Genomic DNA, 18,053 nt, shown 5'->3' on the forward strand with positions numbered 1-18,053 from the left:
GGTTGCTGAAACAACTGTCATTTCAACTCCCCGAACGATCGCGTGACAGGCATCGCCAGCCGGCTCAATACCTTACGTGTATTCTTGCAGAACGGCCCATGAGACAGATACGGATTGGCTGCCATGGCCGCGACAGGATACGTACACTGGGCGCGTGGCGTATCAGCCCGAACAAGAACTCTGGTGCTATTGGTAGATGTTATCAGTGTGATTGGAGGGCTTCGTCTCCGCTGACGCCTTGGCCGAGGGCTTTCAGACAGCACCCTCGGCCAGGGCGCTTTGATACGGCATCGGGATGTCAGTCAACAGTCGACACGATACGGGGCTGCCAGGAGGAGCGTGCTATGGCCCATTCCAGCGCTACCGCGCGACGGAGCCGCGACGGCGAGCCGGTTTGCGGCCCCTGCCTGCTGATTTTGATTTCGGACCTCCTAGTTCATCGGGATCAAGCATCAGCGCCGGTGTCGCGACTGACTTCTTGCCCAGACGGATGTCGGCTTTGCGCAGCGCATTGCCAAAGTCTAGGCCAGTCAATGCTTCGATTTCTCCCACTGTCGACAGGAACTCGGAAACGCGCGCCAGCTCTTCCTCGTCACCGAAGGCTTCTGCGCCGATTGCCTCTGGCATGACTTCAAGCACCGGTTTCTGGTCGGCGAGCAGCGCGATCGCCCGCAGCGACGTTCCATCGCTCCAGGTCGCGATCTTCCAGAATCGCATCGGCACCTGGCTATCGAAACGGTAGGGTGGATCGCTATCGTTGTCGAAAACCGGGCCAGCGAAGACGCTAACGCGACGTCTCATCGTTACGGCATTGCGCAGTACAAAGGTCTCAACCGCCCGCCAACGAAGCTTGCCCTTCGACCCAGGCCGGTGGAGTTCACTGCCCTGGTTGAAAAAGCCGACTTGCGGTGCAGCGTTGGTGTAGAAGAAAGTATCGCGTTCGGCCACAAGCGCTTGCGCCTCTGTGCCCCAGGCCGGATCACCGCGCAGAATGATATGCCCCTTCTGGAACATCCGTGCCTTGCGTTCCGAGGAATTGGGATCGGGAAAGCCTGGAACCATCTGCTTGTCGTAGAAAGGCCTGTTCATCTGCTCATCGGGAAGGATCCGGCGGTCAGGCCGAAAGGCGTCGCTCGCTTCCGCGCTCTCAACCCCGAGATCCTGGAGGGTTGGGTTTTCGATGACGGTCTTATCTTCGCGATTGACCGCCTTGATCCGCGCGCCGTCGATGTTGACGGCGGTGAAGCCAGCAAGCCGCCGGTCAGCATTCATGATGATCGAGAAATGGTGGTAGCGGAGTTCGTGTGGATCGTCGTCGGCCGCTGCCAGTTGATTCTTCGCCACGCGCCACGGAACAGCGGGGACCCCAGGCAACGGCAGCACGAAACCGGGGATGAAGCCCGGTTCATAACCACCGCGGTCGTCGAAATTTTCGGTCTGCCAACTTGGCGCCTCGGCGCGGCTGGCGTCACCTGGTTTTCCTATTTTAGCGTCACGCTGCAAACCCTGGCCGGGCGCCGGGCCAGCAACGAGCGGTGCACGCACGTTAATCTCGATTGGAAAGATCCATGTGACCGAGCCATCGGGATTATGCCGCGCACCTGGCTGGCCTCCCGTTTCTGTTGCCGCCTCATGCAGTCCAGCGTTGACTTCGCTCGCCAAAGGCGAAATTGCATTTCCGAGTCGACGGCCTGTGGCGTCCCAAACCGCCAGGGCTTGGCGGACTGCCGCCGCATTTGCTCCACTCAGGCTCCGTTTGCGCAACTCCGCGACGATCGCGCTGATACGAATGCCCTCGTTGATCTCGCGGGCAAGTGGGCGCCCCGCAGTGCTCATCACCTCACGCCACGGTCCGCCCCAGTGGTGCAGTGCGATCGGCTCCCACTCGTTGTTAAACACGGGAGAACCCGACGAGCCTTGCTCAGTGTCGGCGACATAGTGGAGTACCTGCAGAGTCTCATCTCGAGCGACCAAGTGGTTCTCACGGAGCACCAATTCCTTGAATCGGCCATCAGGATGCTGAATGACGTTGGCAATCTCGCCAAGCATGTGCTTATCGCTGGCGTCTGAAAGGGGAATGAAGCCGAAGTCCACGAGTTCTCGACTGCCGGATCGGCGCTCGCCAATGCCAATCAAAGTGAAGTCGAGCCCGTCAATGTCATCAGTGACGAAGCAGAGATCGGGATCTAGGAAGAAAGCCGTTGGATTTCGGGCGCGGTCGAGTAAATCGTACTCATAATCGAATTGCACCTGGAGGCGGCGTGCCGCAGTCGCGGACTCAATGACATGGTGATTGGTGAGAAAGAGTCCTGGCGCAACCAGAAAGCCGGTGCCCTGCGGGCCCTCGTTGAGGAATGAGACGCGTCCGACCGCGTTGGCCGCCTGACGCCCGCGTTCTAGAAAAGCCACACCAACAAAGTCGAGAGTCGAGCCGCGGATTGCCTCAGCTCCAGACGCTTTCGCGGCCTTTGCTCGCGATTCTGAGCTTTCCGAGGCCATGTCGATCGCGGCCGAAATCATGACAGCCTCTTCACGGCTGAGCGAGGCTTTGGTCTGCAACCTGTCGAGCCGTCGGGAGATCTGAGTTTCGGAAGCGAGTGGGTTGCCTTCGGCAATGTGGGCGAGCGAAGCCTCAATCTCCGGTCTTGTCCGCCTGAGGCGATCACGGGCAATATTCTCAACTTGTGCGAAGACACGTAGATCGACCACAGGTTTGCTCCATTGCGGAACTCCCATAGATTATACGCAATATAATAAAACTCAACAACTAGAGTGAAGAGGAAAGGTGGACGGGAATTACGAAAACAGGTCTGTCGACCACAACCGACTTCGAACAATACTATCTTGTGGCAATTGGACTTCTAGATAATTTAGGTGCTGACGCAATCAGCGGCGGGGGAAATGCAAGCCTGAGGCAAATAGTTCATGCCCATCGACCAGGAAGCCGGTCGCCGCTGTGTCATCGACATATCCGATGCCCGACAATTGCTCGCAGAGGACGGACAGAAGCTTGCGCCCACGCCTGCGCGCGAACAGCCGGCGTCCCGAGCCTTTGAAGCAGCGCCGCGAATTCGGCTTTTTAGCCAGCTCGCCTCGATGATACAGCATCAAACAGGCGGCGCATTGAGCAGGCGGACGATGACCTCGACGCCATCCACTTCCATACCTCGGGCAGGTCGGCGACGCTCGGGCCCAAGGAGGGCATGTCGACGATCTCACCCTCTTTCTCGAGGAAGAACTGGTGATGCTCGGTCGGGTTGATGTCGAAGTAGGCCTTGGCCCGATCTACTGCGAACCGGTGACGGAGGCCGGCCTCCGTGAACCGGTCCAGGGTGCTGTAGGCGGTCGCCAAATGGTTCCCTCCGAGCGCAGCAACCCCTCCTCTTTGCTGACTAAGCGCCCTATCGAAATCCCTAAGTTGCCCGATGGGGCTTGTATGCAAGAATCTCCAGGCGTTGAATCTCGGGGGGATCGACAAAGAGCTCAGGAGCGCGTTGGATCAGAGCCACAGCGACCTTCCCTGTCAGATGAGCATCTCGAGCGGCCTCATCGGGGAACGCATCGAAGATCGCGAACGAATTATGATCAAACCGCACAGCGTACCATGTTGTCGTGCCTGCCTCCTCTTCAACGAGGGGCAATGCGGAACGGAGGAACTCGGCCGCCTCTTCCTCTTTCCCCATTTTGGCTTCCAGTGGCACAGGCAATGGCAATGATCCGCAAGGGACAGATTGCAAGAGCCCCAGCGAATGATATGGGTGCTCAGCGCGACTTCATTGCTACCCTGTTCGGCGCAGCCGCGTAACCTGCTTCCTTGTCGGACCTTCAGTTGATCGCCGTTAGGAGTTGCAACGGAACCCACAATAACTCATGCTCCTCAGGGTTCCTTAAGGTTAGATCATTCACCCCGGCGATGCCCTGCTGTTATTCTAAAACCGCTTCAGCGAGTGGACGCGTGCGTCAGTAGAGCGTTCAGCGCAACAAACCATGCCTCGGCAATTTTCCGCTCGCCAGATGCATTGGGATGAATGCCATCATACAGGTCGCTTGTCGGATCAATTCTGCGGTTGGCTCCGACTATTCTAACTTGCTCAACTTTCGCTAGGACAGCTTCCAACCCATCATTGAGTTCATTAACGGCTGTATTGAGCCCTTCTCTGCCACCGCAATACTTGTCATCAAAGCCAAGAGAACGGGCATTCCCCAGTGGTATCAAAGTTGAAATCAAAATCGTTGACGATGGTATCATGGTGTGAGTGACATCGGCCATCTTCTTTATTCTTGCAACAATGCCGGCGGTATCCTCGCACGTAAGGATGTCATTTGTGCCAATGTGAAGCAGCACGATGTCGGGAGTGTGCGTGGACAGCCAGTCGCCAAGCCGGCCCCGTCCTTCATTCGAACCCGATAGTTCGGACAGGAAGTTTCGGGTCGTCCACCCGCTGTGCCCTTCATGATCCATATCGAAGTCGGGGTTCGGTGGCTGCGCATTATAATAGCCGTTCAGGTGCCGCGAGCCGAGAAATTCCACTTTGTATCCTGCGTCTTTAAGCAGGTGCCAGAGATGTCGACGATAGGAATCATGCTTCCCGTCTCCATCGGTTATCGAATCCCCCATAGCCAGAATCCTGGTTTCCTGATGACGCTCAGCTGAGAAAGATGTGCCGACGAGAGCGGCCGAGATCCAAGCAAGCATTAGAATTCTCACTAAATGCAAAGCCATAGAGCGTGCCTTCCAATATGGGTCTGAGCCTTAAGTCCGAACTCGAGCGGAAGTTCATGCTATCGAGCTGACAGAGAGATGCTACGGGAGCGCCTTCACATTGCTCCCAGACTGAGCCGAGCATTGCTCGGCCAGAGAATGCACGAACTCTAACCCGTCTGCTTTTGTCTTTGCCTTCGCCTTTCTACAACGCCGAAGAGAAAAAAAGTGTTAGTAATATGGTTGTCCGTTGGCTGTGAGATAAGCATCCTGTGATTGCCGATGAGGCAATGCCTGCCTCCACAATGCCCCTCCTGCACAAGGACCGTTCAAAACCACCTGATGGAATTGGTGTTTGCTTCAGCGTGGGGAGCCCCAATACACCCTACGAAGGAATCCCGTAATCGATCGCGTTCAAGGATCTCGTATTGATCTTCGGCGCGATGTCGAGGCAGGATCAATCATAGAAAAATTGCCCGTACACGAAATCGCCATCGCGACAACGGGCAGGGGAAACATTCCAAAAAATCAACGCCAGGACCTTCTTCCAACTTCGTGTCTCGAGCGAGGAGGTATGGTTATGCATGCTCAATTTTTCGAAGAAGATTATCTTTCTTCTCTGCTTGTTTGCACGATCGTTGCAAGGCCGATTTTTGTCCGCACTGTTGCGTTATTCCGCCAGGCAGCGCCGGTCCACAATGGCTACGTCAGAGCGATCCCTGCGGGTGTCCGACACCAATCGGTCCGATGGGATCCTTTCGATGACACCTAGCGTGCCCTCGCTACTGTTTTAGGTACCGCCTCGTCTTCCCTGGGTCATCGGTCGCAATAAGACCTCCGATCACGTCACTGCATTCGAACGCAGACTTTGCAATGCCCGCCGACGAGCACGTCGGCAGGGAACGATCACTCATGCCTACAACAAACCTGGAGACCACAATGACCGCAAAAACTGAAGCGACGAACGTGTTGAGGATCCTGCCGGGAATTGCGATTCCCTCGATCACCTCCCACCGGAGGATCCTTGTCACTGGAGGTGCGGGATTTCTCGGTTCTCACCTGTGCGAGCGCTTGCTCAATGAGGGACACGAGGTAACGTGCCTCGACGACTTCTCCACGGGTCAGGAACGCAACATCCGGAGACTGCGCGACAGTAGTCGTTTTCACGTCGTTACGCAGGACGTCGCAGCCCCCTTCGCCGCCGACGTGGACGAGATTTATAATCTGGCTTGCCCTGCGTCACCGCCGCACTATCAGGCAGACCCTGTCAAGACGATGCGCACGAGCGTGCTCGGCGCGCTGAACGTCCTCGAACTGGCTCGAAGCCGGGGCATCAAGGTGTTTCAAGCCTCGACATCTGAGATTTACGGCGATCCCGATGTTCACCCGCAGCCTGAAGCGTACTGGGGCAACGTCAATCCGATCGGTCCGCGCTCCTGCTATGATGAGGGCAAGCGCTGCGCTGAGACGTTGTTCTTCGATTATGCGCGCAACCATGACGTCCGCATCAAGGTGGTCCGCATCTTCAACACCTACGGCCCCTGCATGCACCCAGAGGACGGGCGTGTTGTTTCCAACTTCATTGTCCAAGCTCTGAAGGGTGAGGACATCACCGTCTATGGTGACGGAACCCAGACGCGATCCTTCTGCTACGTCGATGATCTGATCGATGGATTTGTACGCCTCATGAACGCGCCAGATGAGGTGACGGGGCCGGTCAACATCGGGAATCCCGGTGAGTTCACGATGCTCGAACTCGCCGAGATCGTCATAGACCTCGTCAATTCTCGGTCACGCGTTGTCCACCGGCCACTGCCCGTCGATGACCCGCGCCAGAGACGCCCAGACATCGACGTAGCCAAGCGCGAACTCGGATGGGCACCTCGGATCAAGCTCGTGGACGGACTGCGCCTGACCATTAGCTACTTCGACGAGTTGCTGCGTGCATCCTCGGCCACGGGCGCCTACCAGCGCGAGTACCGCGAGGTGGTCGCATGAGCAGGACCCGTATTCTTGTCACCGGCGGGGCCGGCTACATCGGAAGCCATACCTGCAAGGCCCTTGCACAGAACGGGTTTGACCCGGTCGCCTATGACAATCTCATTGCAGGACACCGAGATGCGGTGCGTTGGGGACCCCTGGCCGCCGGTGACATCCTCGACCGAGAAGCTCTTGTCGAAACCTTGAGACGGTATGATCCCGCCGCCGTCATCCATTTCGCGGCCCATGCCTATGTCGGCGAGTCGGTCACCGAGCCCGCCAAGTATTATCGCAACAACGTTCTCGGTACGCAGACGCTCCTCGATGCCTGCCGTGGCGCCGGCTTGCTGAATGTCATCTTCTCCAGTTCGTGCGCCACGTATGGCATTCCGGAAAGCCTACCGATCCGCGAGGACTCACCGCAGGATCCGATCAATCCCTACGGGCGCAGCAAGCTCATCGGCGAGCAGATGCTCGCCGACTACGCAGCGGCCTACGGGATGCGCTACGTCGCATTGCGCTATTTCAACGCCTGCGGTGCAGACCCAGGTGGCGAGATTGGGGAGCGGCATGATCCTGAGACGCACCTTATCCCGCGGGCCCTGATGGCAGCGGCAGGGAGGTTGTCCCATCTGTCCGTGTTCGGAGATGACTATCCGACTCCGGACGGAACCTGCATCCGCGACTACATCCATGTATCAGACCTCGCCAAGGCGCACGTGGCCGCGGTGCTCCATCTCCTCAAGGGGGGCGAGAACCTTGCCGCCAATCTCGGTACGGGGCGTGGAATCTCGATCAAAGAGATCCTGACCGCCATCGAGCAGGTCACAGGTCGGCAGGTTCCCGTGCGGTTCGAGCCACGCCGGGCCGGCGATCCTCCGATCCTCTTTGCGAACCCGTCACTTGCCCGGGAAAACCTCGGGTTCAAGGCTGACCTCTCGGATGTGGATACCATCATCCGAACGGCAGCCCGGTTCTTCAACCTTGAGGCCCGCTCATGACCCTGGTCCTCGAACACGAACCCCTGAGGGAGGGGCTTTCCTCCCTCCCTCCGGTCAGGCCCATCAACGCAGCGGCACCCGAGGAGCAGCCCCTGCTCGTGCCACTGTTCACCGGGTACCGGATGGTCGGGTATTGGATGCTCGCTGCGGTCTGGTTCGCTACGCTGGTCTACTTCTGGGAGTGGTGGCTGCGGCCTGAGCACAACATCGGCGCAATCCGCTACGCCGTCACCACCCTGATCCTCGCGTGGCTGACGCTCCTGCCTCTGTACTTCGTTTTCATCTTTCTCAACGGCCGCATGCCAAATCCAGCGCGGCCGGTGCCCCGGGGTTACCGCGTCGCAATGGTGGTGACCAAGGCTCCGTCCGAGCCCTTCCCGGTCGTACGGGAGACCTTGGAGGCCATGCTCCGTCAGACCTATCCGCACGACGCATGGCTCGCTGACGAGGATCCCGTGCCCGAAACAATCGCCTGGTGCGAGGCGCATGGGGTCCGGATCTCGACCCGCAAGGGGCGCGAGGATTACCACCGCAAGACCTGGCCACGCCGCACGCGCTGCAAGGAAGGCAACCTTGCCTACTTCTACGACCACTTTGGCTACGAGAACTACGACTTCGTCGCGCAGCTCGATGCCGATCATGTGCCAGACGAGACTTACTTGGAGGAGATGCTCAGGCCGTTCGGGGATCCACGCATCGGCTATGTCTCGGCGCCAAGCATTTGCGATCGGAACGCCTTAGGAAGCTGGTCAGCGCGTGGCCGCCTGTATGCGGAGGCGATGCTGCACGGAGCGCTCCAGGCCGGCTACAATGGCGGCCTCGCGCCATTGTGCATCGGCTCACACTATGCGGTGCGAACCAAGGCTCTGAAGGAGATGGGCGGTCTTGGTCCCGAACTTGCCGAGGACCACTCGACGACGCTGTTCATGAATGCTCGCGGCTGGCGTGGCGTCCACGCGGTCAACGCGATCGCCCATGGCGATGGCCCGCAGACCTTCGCCGACATGGTGACGCAGGAGTTCCAGTGGTCGCGTAGTCTGATGATGATCCTGCTCGAATTCACGCCCGGACTGCTGCACCACCTGCCCTGGCGGCTGAAGCTCCAGTTCCTGTTCTGCCAGCTCTGGTATCCGCTGTTCTCGCTCATCATGCCGCTGATGTTTGTCGTTCCGATCGTCGCGCTGGTCCTCGATGCGAACATCGTGGGAGTCACCTATCCCGAATTTATGCTTCACTTCGGGATCGGAACGCTCGCGCTGGTGCTCATCGTAGCCTGCCTTGCCCGCAGCGGATGGGGACGCCCAGTTGATGGCAAGGTCATCAGTTGGGAGGGCACACTCTTCCTGTTCGCGCGCTGGCCTTGGTCGCTGCTTGGCACGGCAGCCGCTATGCGCGACTGGTGGACCGGCACGATCGTCGACTTTCGCGTCACCCCAAAGGGCACGGCCGAAACACCTCCTCTGCCGGCCCGGGCGGTCCTGCCCTACGCGTTCTTATCGCTCGCGTCGGGGTTGCCTGCGCTCCTGCTCGACCATCGTGAAAGCTCGGCCGGCTTCTACGTCTTTACCATCATCAACTGCGTCCTCTACGCGATCCTGACGGTCACGATCCTCGTCCGGCACTGCACCGAGAACGGCATCCTGCGGCCGGGTGACTCCATCGCGATTGGACGGGCCAATTGCGTCCCAGCCGTGGTGATAGCGGCGATGATCCTGGTCCCATGCCTCGCGATGCCGCGTCGTATCCCGCAGGGCCTGACCGGTATCGCCTTCGGCTTCGGGCAGGCGCTCGAGCAGATCCCTGGCCGGGCCTGGCTGAGAACCGATACTCCCCTCATCCGACATTCGGCACGCAAGGAGATCCGATCATGACAAACCCTGTTATCGTGCCATTGGCAACGGCAACCCTGTGCACGATCTTTGCCCTTGCTGCCACCGCCGAGGCAGCCACGCCGACGCGTCCACCCGGGAAGGCTATGTCGGCGAAGCAGGTGCAGACCCTGTACGGGGACCGCACATGGCTGTGGACGAACGGCGCCGGACACTTCGCGGCAGATGGGAGCTTCCTCGCGTGGAGCGGATCCAGCACCGCCAAGTCCAGCTACGCGAAGGGCCGGTGGTATGCCACGGGCGATGGAAGCATGTGCTTCGAGGCCACTTGGCACGTCCTTAGCGGAGCCAAGGGATCCACCACGTGTTTCATGCACCGAAGCCTCGGGCGAACCATCTACCAGAGGAAGAATCCCTCCGGACCATGGTACGAGTTCAGGCATACTCCTGTCGCCGCCAAAGATGAATTCAGGAAGCTGGTGCGCGGCGACAGGGTCACCGCCAAGATTGCGAGACTCGAGGCAGCCTTTGCAAGGCTGGCGCCGTCCCAGCCCCTGAGCATGCCCTCGGATGCCGCGCCGGTGACGGTCACGGATCCGGCGGCCACGCCGACTGGGCCAGGGGAGACTGGCCCAGTCCCCGCGGGTCCGAAGGAGCCACCCATTCTTCCATCCGCAGCACCGACCTTGGGATCTCCCGCTACAGGTACGGGCGAGGATAGGTCGGCCCCGACGGACGGAAGACTGCCCCCGCGGCCGTATTCGTCCGCGGAAGGACATCCGACAGCGGAGGCCCCAGCCTCAGGGGCGGTCGCTCGGGAGGCGACCGCTCTGCCAGTCCATAAGCCCGCCCAGCCGCCGACCGAGGCAGAGCCATCGCAGTGACCCCATTCAAGGACGTTTGAACAAACCTACAGAGGAGAGACCTATGACACACAAGGAATCGAGACGGCAGACGGTCATCGGCAGAGTGCTCACCGCTGCAATATTCGCGGCTGCGGCCATAGCCGTCCCATCGCTTAGTGTGGCACAAACATACGAATTGCCGCGGATGATGAACTCGCGCGAATTGCTCGAACTCTACGGCGACAAGACTTGGCGTTGGGATGAAGGCGGAGGATACCTGCACAGGGACGGCCGGTTCACCGCTTTCGTCCCGGCAAAGTCCGTCGCCAACTCCACCTACGCCGAAGGGCAATGGTCCGTCAACGACAACGGCGTCATGTGCTTTGACGCCACGTGGCACGTCGGCAAGAAGACCAAGTCGGATGGCAAGTGCTTCCAGCACAAGGTGCTTGGCGAGGCGATCTTCCAGCGCGTTCTGCCGGACGGTGACTGGTACACCTTCAGGACTGCCAAAGTGCCCCTTCCCCAGAACGAGTACGCCAAGTTCAGCCCCAGCGACATGGTTACGTCACAGGCCAAACGGCTGAAGGCGGTTTTCGATCGCTAGTCCTCGCATCGACCAATCCCAGCCAACGGACATCCATACAGGAGATTGATATCATGAGAGTCGCAATCATCGGAACCGGCTACGTGGGGCTTGTCTCGGGCACGTGCTTTGCCGAGATCGGCCACAGCGTTACCTGCGTCGACAAGGATGAAGGCAAGATCGCGGGCCTGCTCAAGGGCAAGCTGCCGATCTACGAACCCGGTCTTGAGGAAATGGTTCGGACCAACGCCGAGGCTGGGCGCCTCTCCTTCACCACCGATCTCAAGGCTGCGGTGTCCACCGCCGAGGTCGTCTTCATTGCGGTCGGCACGCCGGCCCGCGCTGCAGACGGCCAGGCAGACCTGTCGTATGTGTTCGCCGCTACCGGCGAGATCGCCCGAGCGGTGCAGGGTTACACGGTCATCGTCACCAAGTCGACCGTGCCGGTTGGAACGGGAGATGCCATCGAGCGGATCATCCGCCGCGAGAATTCCGGGGCTACGGTCTCCGTAGTGTCGAACCCCGAGTTCTTGCGCGAGGGGGCAGCCGTCGACGACTTCATGAAGCCCGACCGGGTCGTGGTCGGCAGCAACAGCCAACAGGCTCGGGCCGTGATGGCGGAACTCTATCGCCCCCTGACGGGAAATGCGTCCCCGATCCTGTTTGCCGGACGGCGCACGGCGGAGCTCATCAAGTATACGGCGAATGCCTTCCTCGCGACAAAGATTACCTTCATCAACGAGATCGCGAATCTCTGCGAGGCCGTCGGGGCCGACGTGCGCGAGGTGGCGAACGGCATCGGCCTCGACAACCGCATCGGCGGCAAATTCCTCCAGCCTGGACCGGGATATGGGGGCTCGTGCTTCCCGAAGGACACGCTCGCGCTGCTCCGCACGGCGCAGGATCATGGGATCACGCTTCGTCTTGTCGAGGACACAGTCGCCGTCAACGACGCGCGCAAGCGGGCCATGGCGCGCAAGGTCATCGATGCCGTGGGCGGATCAGTCGAGGGCATGACCGTCGCCGTGCTCGGCCTCACGTTCAAGCCCGACACCGATGACATGCGCGAGTCGCCATCGCTGTCGCTCATCGAGGCGCTCCAGCGAGGCGGGGCGACTGTCCGTGCCCACGATCCGGTAGGGACCGAGCAGGCGCGGCGCTATCTCGATGACGTCGAGTTCTTCGACGATCCCTACGCCTGCGTGGCAAGTGCCGATGCCGTCGTGCTGATGACCGAGTGGGACAGTCTGCGCCAGCTCGACCTCAGGCGGGTCCGCGGCCTTGTCCGCCAGCCAGTCTTCGTCGACCTGCGCAACGCTTACCGATCGGACACGGTGGAGAGGTTCGGCTTCCGCTTCACGGGCATTGGGCTTGGAGCGGAGCAGGTCACGCTGGATGGTCATGCCCTGCCTACGGCAGTGGAGGAGCCCTCGATGCTTCCAGTCTTCCATAGCCCTGTCCCACGTGGGCAAGGCGAACTCTATCCGTCCCCGATCGTCGCATGAGCAAGCTGGTCGGCATTCGCAACCCTGCCCCCATGGGGCGGCCGCGCCGCATTTTCGATGCGGTGCGGCAATGGGTCTGGCGGATGCTCGGGCAGGTCAGCGACCGCCGCAGTCCTATCCGCGGCCCTGTACTGGCGGTTGCTGGAGTGGGATTGGTCGGGGTCGGCGGAGCCTGGCTGCTGCACGCACCAGCGCCAATCCGGTTCGGTGTTTATGACCCGGGTCGGGCGTTCGCGAACGCGGGCAACATCTCTATCGAGCACGTCTTCGTGCACTGGCAGGTCTTCAAGCCGGACGAGTTCCGCTCCCTCGCACGCTATGCTCGTGAGCAGCGCCGGCAGCTGATGGTAACGGTCGAGCCGTGGACGAGGGCGGAGAACTGGACGGACGGTGGCAACGCCCTTGCCTACGAGATCATCGCCGGCAAGTTCGACCACGAGATCACGACGATCTGTCAGGAGTTCGTGGACGCAGAGGCGCCCGTGCTGGTCCGTTGGGGCCATGAGATGGACGACCAGAGCGGGCGGTATCCCTGGGCCAACCGGCGGCCCGAGGAGTATATCTCAGCATATCGCTACTTCGTTGATCGATGTCGTGCCTCGGCACCAACCGCGCGTTTCATCTGGTCGCCGAAGGGCATGCCACATCTCGCCCGATACTATCCCGGAGATTCCTTTGTCGACTACGTCGGGCTTGGCCTTTACGGCTACCGTGCGTGGGACATCCATCAATACGGTGCCGCCCAGACTTATCAGCAAGCGTTGGAGACGCTCCATGGGCGGATTGAGCGCTTTGGCAAGCCGATCATCGTGGCGGAGGTTGGCGTCTCCGGCAACACTACCTACCGTCGTCAATGGCTCGATAGCCTCACCAGGAGGGATGCCAGGTTTCCGGACGTGGATGCTGTCGTCTACTTCAACGCACCCGAACCACACCACTGGCCTCCGCCCTTCGGCTCCCCCGACTGGCGCATCTCCCCCCGCGACCTGAACGGAAATCCCTCATGACCCGCTACCGGAACTTCGACACCCTGAGGCTGATCGCGGCCTCCAGCGTCATCTTCTCCCACTCGTTCTTCATTGCCGAGGGCCATGAGCGCAACGAACCCTTTGCCGGACCCTTTGGGCACATCTTGGCCATCTACGGCGTCTTCATCTTCTTCATTCTCAGTGGCCTCCTCGTCACACAGAGCATGATGGACGCTCGGTCGCTTTCGGCCTTTTCTCTGAAGCGTCTCGGCCGCATCGTCCCGGGCCTTCTCGTGTGCAACGTGCTCACCATTCTGGTTGCCGTTGAGTGGTTCTACGAGGGCACGTGGCTGCAGTTCCTGGCGGAGCATGGCCGGATGGTGCTCGCCTCCCTCAGTCTCATCAGTGATGGCCCTTACTTCAACGGACTCGAGCTGTATCCCTCACCGATCTATCTCGGGACCATTCTCAATGGATCTCTCTGGACAATCCAACAGGAGGTACTCTCCTACGGTCTCATTGCGCTCCTGTTCTGCATCGGCGGATTGAACCTCACCATGGCCGCCCTTCTGTTCTACGCGGTCCTGTGCATGCAGTACTTCGGCTTCTGGGGCTTCAACAAGTTCATGGGGAACTTCATCCTGGTGGCGCCATGCTTCTTCGCTGGCATGATAATGTACTTCGTATTGCGGTACCACCGTCCGGCCGGCAGTTTGGCGCTCATCTGCCTCGTGCTGCTGGCCGGGGCCACGTACCTCTGCATCCTGGACTACGCATTTCCGCTTCTGGCCGCCTATCTGATCGCCTACCTCGGCACCACCGCGCCGATCAATCTCGGCAACGCGGCCCGGTTCGGCGACCTCTCATATGGAACCTACCTGTATGGCTGGCCTGTCCAGCAACTGGTGCGGGCGTGGCTCGGCGAGGGGGCGCAGTGGTGGGAGATCTTCGCCGTCTCACTCCCCGCGGCACTCGCACTCGGATTCGTGTCGTGGCATCTTGTCGAGAAGCCCGCGCTGAGGCTGTTCGCGCCGAGATCCGGGAGGAAACCGCTCGTCCCTCATGCGTCGATGGACGAGCGGCTTTCCGTTCCGGATGGTTCGCCGGTGTGACCCAGTCCTGATGCTATCCTGAGAGGATTGGAACCGCACCAGGCCTTGGCATCAGACGACGAGGAAATCAGAGGCTGTCAGCTTTAGACCCGGTGACAGGATAGCGAACTTGACGGCTACCGCCATGCCCGTGCCGTCCGTGTCGTACCAGAGATTGCCTGTTGCGCGATCATAGATCACGCGATCATCGGCATCGTGAGCCACCGATCCCATCCAGAGCACCCCTTTGGCGAGGCGCCCGTCCTTCAGAGCCGTGAAAACGATGTTGTCCATATGGATCGTGTCATCGGCCACGTTGAAGTCGGTTATGCGATCGACGTTCGCATCTCCAAGGGGAGATCCGAACAAGAAGGCGTCCTTTCCAAGTCCGCCCGTCAGCACATCGCGGCCCTCGGCGCCGATCAGGGTGTCCTGCCCCGACCCGCCGCTGATGGCATCGTCTCCCGCCCTGCCATGGATCCAGTCGTTGCCGTCCAGGCCATTGATTGTGTCGTTGCCCGCGGTTCCCGTCAGGACGTCGCTCCCGCTCGTCCCGGTCAGAGCGCCGGCCGAGCCAGTTTGGGGCGGCTCGGAGGCTGAAGGTGCATCCGGTGATGTCAGTTCCGCGAACATCTGGCCAACCGGGGTGAGCATTCCATCCCGGCCCCAGACTTCATTGTTGAGATACCAGCCGTCGCCGCCGGCATAGGATGCGAACCAAGAGTGCCGCTCCACAAAAGGCAGGTCGTCCAGCATCAGCGTGGCGGCTTTGGCGAAGTCGGCCTGCTCCTGTGCCGTGAACCGCCCTGGGTTATTCCAGTCGGCCAAGGCCCATTCCGTCACCCAGATCGGCTTGCCGTATTGTTTGTAGACCGCCTCAAGGTAGGTCTGGAAGGCCCCAACGTCCTTGGTGTCGGAGTAGTAGTGGATCGTAATGAAGTCGACCTTGTAGTTCTTGGCCTCCGCCTGGCTCATGAAGCGGCCGAGCCAGGAGTTCTCGCCGAGCGCGCCCGTCGTGGTCGGCGCGGGCGATCCAAGCCGCTTGCCCGTGGCGATGAGCTCCGGCCAGAGCGCAAGCGCCTGCTCGACGGTCATATTGGCCTGATCCGGATGGTCCGGCTCATTGAAGCCCAGCAAAGGGCCCGCTCCGATTGGAAGGGATTTCAGGGCCGCCATGTGGGTCTCGTCCCAGATCATCGGCACGAACATTGCGTTTTCTGGTGTCGAATCATTGTCCCAGAGCGGCGCACCCCGCCAAGTATAGTACCAGTTGAAGCTGAGTTGATCAACGTTGTTCAGGGCCGTCCCAAGGTTGTCCTTGTCCCAAGTTCCAATGCCGATTTTATCAGGATTGTCTATTTTGTTATCTGCCACCGCAATACCTACTTTATCAATTCGTCAGTCCGCTGCAGTTCGAGCAATTATGAAAATGTACTTACCTGAATCGCAGCCGCATTGTGATACGCTTTGGAGTTTACTTCGTCAAACACCAAGACGCTTTGTCATGTGGCCTCAGAAGGGCCATAGAGAGTGCCCATGACAACTGCTTTGCGTGACCGCCCGAAGTCAGACGCAGCATGGGCAGGCAACGCAAGATCGCACAGTTCATGCCCGCGCCAACCCCAAAGGTATATGGCAAGTCAACCTCAGGCTTTAAGCGCGGCCGTGAGAAGGTCTGCACTTCACTCCCTGCCCCTCTGCCGTGAAGGAGGGCATGAGATTATTTGGGCAGACTGTGAAGCAGCACTGACGACTGACCCCTCGCGAAGGAAGGAGAGCAGGAGGAAGTGTGGGGCAGTTAATCGGCAGCCTGTCTGCGACCCCTGTCGTTGTCGTTGATCATCAAGATCCAAGCTAAATTCCACACTTGCGAAGGCCATTCGGTCAGCTCACCAACCCACGTTCTTGCTACGTACTGCGTTACCGTATGTTTGGGAGCAAATCTTGCTCGAGCCTCCCGGATGCCGTCTTGCGCAAACATCTTCCGGCCTCGACTGGACAGCAGTGATACCCACTTGTAAGTTTAGTAAAAATATGCGTTACTGAACAAATCACTAAACAAGCCGGTCCACCGGCGAGGCCCCTCGGGGTCGGTGAGGAATCGCACGATCGAGACTTCCCCCCCGCCGGTCTTTCTGCGGCGGCCCGATGCCGTTATCGGCCCATCGGCCGGAGCGGTTTCTCTGAACCGATCACGGAGGGACGTATGAAGACGCTCACCATTGCTGCGGGTGCGTTGGCGACCTCGCTCGTTTGCGGGGCCGGCGCTGCGCACGCACAGGGGAAGACCATCACCCTGTGCTGGGCCGCCTGGGACCCGGCGAACGCCCTCGTCGAGCTCTCGAAGGACTTTACGGCGAAGGCTGGCGTGAACATGAAATTCGAGTTCGTGCCTTGGCCGAACTTCGCCGACCGCATGCTCAACGAGCTGAACTCCAAGGGCAAGCTGTGTGATCTCATCATCGGCGATTCGCAGTGGATCGGCGGCTCGGCCGAGAACAAGCACTACGTGAAGCTCAACGACTTCTTCGCCAAGGAAGGCATCAAGATGGATGACTTCCTCCCGGCGACGGTCTACGCCTACTCGACGTGGCCGAAGGGCTCGCCGAACTATTATGCGCTGCCCGCGATGGGCGACGCCCTCGGCTGGACCTACCGGAAGGACTGGTTCTCCCGCCCCGAGCTGCAGGCCGAGTTCAAGCAGAAATACAATCGCGACCTCGCCCCGCCGAAGACCTGGACTGAACTAAAGCAAGTCGCCGAGTTCTTCCAGAACCGCCAGATCGACGGCAAGACCGTGTATGGGGCCGCGATCTTCACCGAGCGCGGCTCGGAGGGCATCACCATGGGCGCTACGGCGGCACTGTATGCCTGGGGTCTGCAGTACGACGATCCGAAGAAGCCCTACGCCATGGCCGGGTTCACCAACTCCAAGGACGCGGTCGAGGCCCTCGAGTTCTACAAGTCGCTCTACAAATGCTGCACGCCGCCAGGCTACACCAACGCCTACATGCAGGAGGGCCTCGACGCCTTCAAGTCGGGACAGGTGGCGATGCAGATGAACTGGTTCGCCTTCTTCCCCGGGCTTTCGAAAGACGAAAAGGTGGGCGGCGACAAGATCGGCTTCTTCGTCAATCCGGCCCAGAAGGTCGAGGCCTCGACGCTCGGGGGTCAGGGCATCTCCGTCGTCTCCTACTCGCCGAACCAGGCGGAGGCGCTTGCTTACATCAAGTGGTTCGCGCAACCCGACGTTCAGAAGAAGTGGTGGTCGCTCGGCGGCTATGCGGTCCACAAGGCCGTCGTCGAGGATCCGAACTTCACCAAGTCCGCCCCCTTCGCGGCCGACTTCCTGAAGGCCATGGGCGGCGTCAAAGACTTCTGGCAGGAGCCAGCCTACGCGCAGCTCCTCCTCGACATGCAGAAGCGCGTGCATGACTATGTGGTCGCCGACAAGGGCACCGCGAAGGAGGCGCTCGATCTCCTCGTGAAGGACTGGCAAAAGACCTTCACTGAGGAAGGCAAGATCTAACGCCACTCGATCAGGCG

The 18,053-nt window shown here is 60.1% G+C and carries 14 protein-coding genes and 1 pseudogene; 10 read left to right on the forward strand and 5 right to left on the reverse strand.

The features are described 5' to 3' along the window. Window positions 1-360: 360 nt before the first annotated feature. From JKL46_RS26935 to JKL46_RS26945, 3 genes are all read right to left on the reverse strand, one after another. Window positions 361-2,709 carry a DNA/RNA non-specific endonuclease gene (locus tag JKL46_RS26935; RefSeq protein ID WP_201839003.1) on the reverse strand — a complete coding sequence of 783 codons (2,349 nt, stop codon included), beginning with the start codon at window positions 2,707-2,709 and terminating at the stop codon, window positions 361-363. Between the two features lie 370 nt (window positions 2,710-3,079). Further along, entirely contained in the window at window positions 3,080-3,352 is a 273-nt protein-coding gene (locus JKL46_RS35800; protein ID WP_425493311.1) for a transcriptional repressor, read from the reverse strand. A gap of 61 nt (window positions 3,353-3,413) precedes the next feature. Continuing rightward, window positions 3,414-3,683: a putative quinol monooxygenase gene (locus tag JKL46_RS26945; RefSeq protein ID WP_201839004.1), complete on the reverse strand. Its 270-nt coding sequence runs from the start codon at window positions 3,681-3,683 to the stop codon at window positions 3,414-3,416. Window positions 3,684-3,700: 17 nt separating this feature from the next. Between JKL46_RS26945 and JKL46_RS36960 the strand changes: the two are divergent. Continuing rightward, a pseudogene (locus tag JKL46_RS36960) lies at window positions 3,701-3,805 on the forward strand (IS6 family transposase); the annotation flags it as partial. A 135-nt stretch (window positions 3,806-3,940) separates the two neighbouring features. Here the strand turns inward: JKL46_RS36960 and JKL46_RS26950 are convergent. After that, window positions 3,941-4,696, reverse strand: coding sequence for a GDSL-type esterase/lipase family protein (locus JKL46_RS26950; RefSeq protein ID WP_201839005.1), 756 nt, complete (start codon window positions 4,694-4,696; stop codon window positions 3,941-3,943). A gap of 945 nt (window positions 4,697-5,641) precedes the next feature. On the opposite strand from JKL46_RS26950, the gene JKL46_RS26955 reads away from it, so the two are divergent. The 8 genes from JKL46_RS26955 to JKL46_RS26990 all read left to right on the forward strand — a co-directional run bounded on the left by JKL46_RS26955 (window position 5,642) and on the right by JKL46_RS26990 (window position 14,528). Beyond that, on the forward strand, window positions 5,642-6,700 hold the full coding sequence (locus JKL46_RS26955; RefSeq protein ID WP_246529554.1) for a UDP-glucuronic acid decarboxylase family protein: 1,059 nt from the start codon (window positions 5,642-5,644) through the stop codon (window positions 6,698-6,700). After that, a complete protein-coding gene (gene galE / locus JKL46_RS26960; protein ID WP_201839006.1) occupies window positions 6,697-7,683 on the forward strand; it encodes a UDP-glucose 4-epimerase GalE in 987 nt (328 codons plus the stop codon). The genes JKL46_RS26955 and galE overlap by 4 nt, the downstream gene beginning before the upstream one ends. Before the next feature lie 122 nt (window positions 7,684-7,805). Next, complete coding sequence (locus JKL46_RS26965) at window positions 7,806-9,554, forward strand: glycosyltransferase family 2 protein (protein WP_246529557.1); 1,749 nt, start codon at window positions 7,806-7,808, stop codon at window positions 9,552-9,554. Beyond that, on the forward strand, window positions 9,551-10,396 hold the full coding sequence (locus JKL46_RS36965; protein WP_201839008.1) for a DUF995 domain-containing protein: 846 nt from the start codon (window positions 9,551-9,553) through the stop codon (window positions 10,394-10,396). Before JKL46_RS26965 ends, JKL46_RS36965 begins: the two co-directional genes overlap by 4 nt. 43 nt (window positions 10,397-10,439) lie before the next feature. After that, complete coding sequence (locus JKL46_RS26975; RefSeq protein WP_201839010.1) at window positions 10,440-10,964, forward strand: DUF995 domain-containing protein; 525 nt, start codon at window positions 10,440-10,442, stop codon at window positions 10,962-10,964. Window positions 10,965-11,017: 53 nt separating this feature from the next. After that, window positions 11,018-12,448 (forward strand): UDP-glucose dehydrogenase family protein, encoded by a 1,431-nt coding sequence (locus tag JKL46_RS26980; RefSeq protein WP_201839011.1) that lies wholly within the window; start codon window positions 11,018-11,020, stop codon window positions 12,446-12,448. Beyond that, window positions 12,445-13,455, forward strand: a complete 1,011-nt coding sequence (locus JKL46_RS26985) for a glycoside hydrolase family 26 protein (RefSeq protein ID WP_201839012.1) — start codon at window positions 12,445-12,447, stop codon at window positions 13,453-13,455. The genes JKL46_RS26980 and JKL46_RS26985 overlap by 4 nt, the downstream gene beginning before the upstream one ends. After that, entirely contained in the window at window positions 13,452-14,528 is a 1,077-nt protein-coding gene (locus JKL46_RS26990; RefSeq protein WP_201839013.1) for an acyltransferase family protein, read from the forward strand. Before JKL46_RS26985 ends, JKL46_RS26990 begins: the two co-directional genes overlap by 4 nt. Window positions 14,529-14,579: 51 nt before the next feature. On the opposite strand, the gene JKL46_RS26995 is transcribed toward JKL46_RS26990, so the two are convergent. Further along, on the reverse strand, window positions 14,580-15,881 hold the full coding sequence (locus JKL46_RS26995; RefSeq protein ID WP_201839014.1) for a glycosyl hydrolase: 1,302 nt from the start codon (window positions 15,879-15,881) through the stop codon (window positions 14,580-14,582). Window positions 15,882-16,713: 832 nt separating this feature from the next. Here JKL46_RS26995 and JKL46_RS27000 point away from each other — a divergent pair. Continuing rightward, window positions 16,714-18,036 (forward strand): ABC transporter substrate-binding protein, encoded by a 1,323-nt coding sequence (locus JKL46_RS27000; RefSeq protein WP_201839015.1) that lies wholly within the window; start codon window positions 16,714-16,716, stop codon window positions 18,034-18,036. The last annotated feature ends 17 nt before the right edge of the window (window positions 18,037-18,053 follow it).

The organism is Microvirga zambiensis WSM3693 (assembly GCF_016735695.1).
Classification (GTDB): Bacteria; Pseudomonadota; Alphaproteobacteria; order Rhizobiales; family Beijerinckiaceae; genus Microvirga; species Microvirga zambiensis.

Coding starts and splice junctions, on each gene's coding strand:
- JKL46_RS26945 (WP_201839004.1), bottom strand. CDS start 3,683: ATGGGGAAAGAGGAAGAGGCGGCCGAGTTCCTCCGTTCCGCATTGCCC.
- JKL46_RS26950 (WP_201839005.1), bottom strand. CDS start 4,696: ATGCTTGCTTGGATCTCGGCCGCTCTCGTCGGCACATCTTTCTCAGCT.
- JKL46_RS26955 (WP_246529554.1), top strand. CDS start 5,642: ATGACCGCAAAAACTGAAGCGACGAACGTGTTGAGGATCCTGCCGGGA.
- galE (WP_201839006.1), top strand. CDS start 6,697: ATGAGCAGGACCCGTATTCTTGTCACCGGCGGGGCCGGCTACATCGGA.
- JKL46_RS26965 (WP_246529557.1), top strand. CDS start 7,806: ATGGTCGGGTATTGGATGCTCGCTGCGGTCTGGTTCGCTACGCTGGTC.
- JKL46_RS36965 (WP_201839008.1), top strand. CDS start 9,551: ATGACAAACCCTGTTATCGTGCCATTGGCAACGGCAACCCTGTGCACG.
- JKL46_RS26975 (WP_201839010.1), top strand. CDS start 10,440: ATGACACACAAGGAATCGAGACGGCAGACGGTCATCGGCAGAGTGCTC.
- JKL46_RS26980 (WP_201839011.1), top strand. CDS start 11,018: ATGAGAGTCGCAATCATCGGAACCGGCTACGTGGGGCTTGTCTCGGGC.
- JKL46_RS26985 (WP_201839012.1), top strand. CDS start 12,445: ATGAGCAAGCTGGTCGGCATTCGCAACCCTGCCCCCATGGGGCGGCCG.
- JKL46_RS26990 (WP_201839013.1), top strand. CDS start 13,452: ATGACCCGCTACCGGAACTTCGACACCCTGAGGCTGATCGCGGCCTCC.
- JKL46_RS27000 (WP_201839015.1), top strand. CDS start 16,714: ATGAAGACGCTCACCATTGCTGCGGGTGCGTTGGCGACCTCGCTCGTT.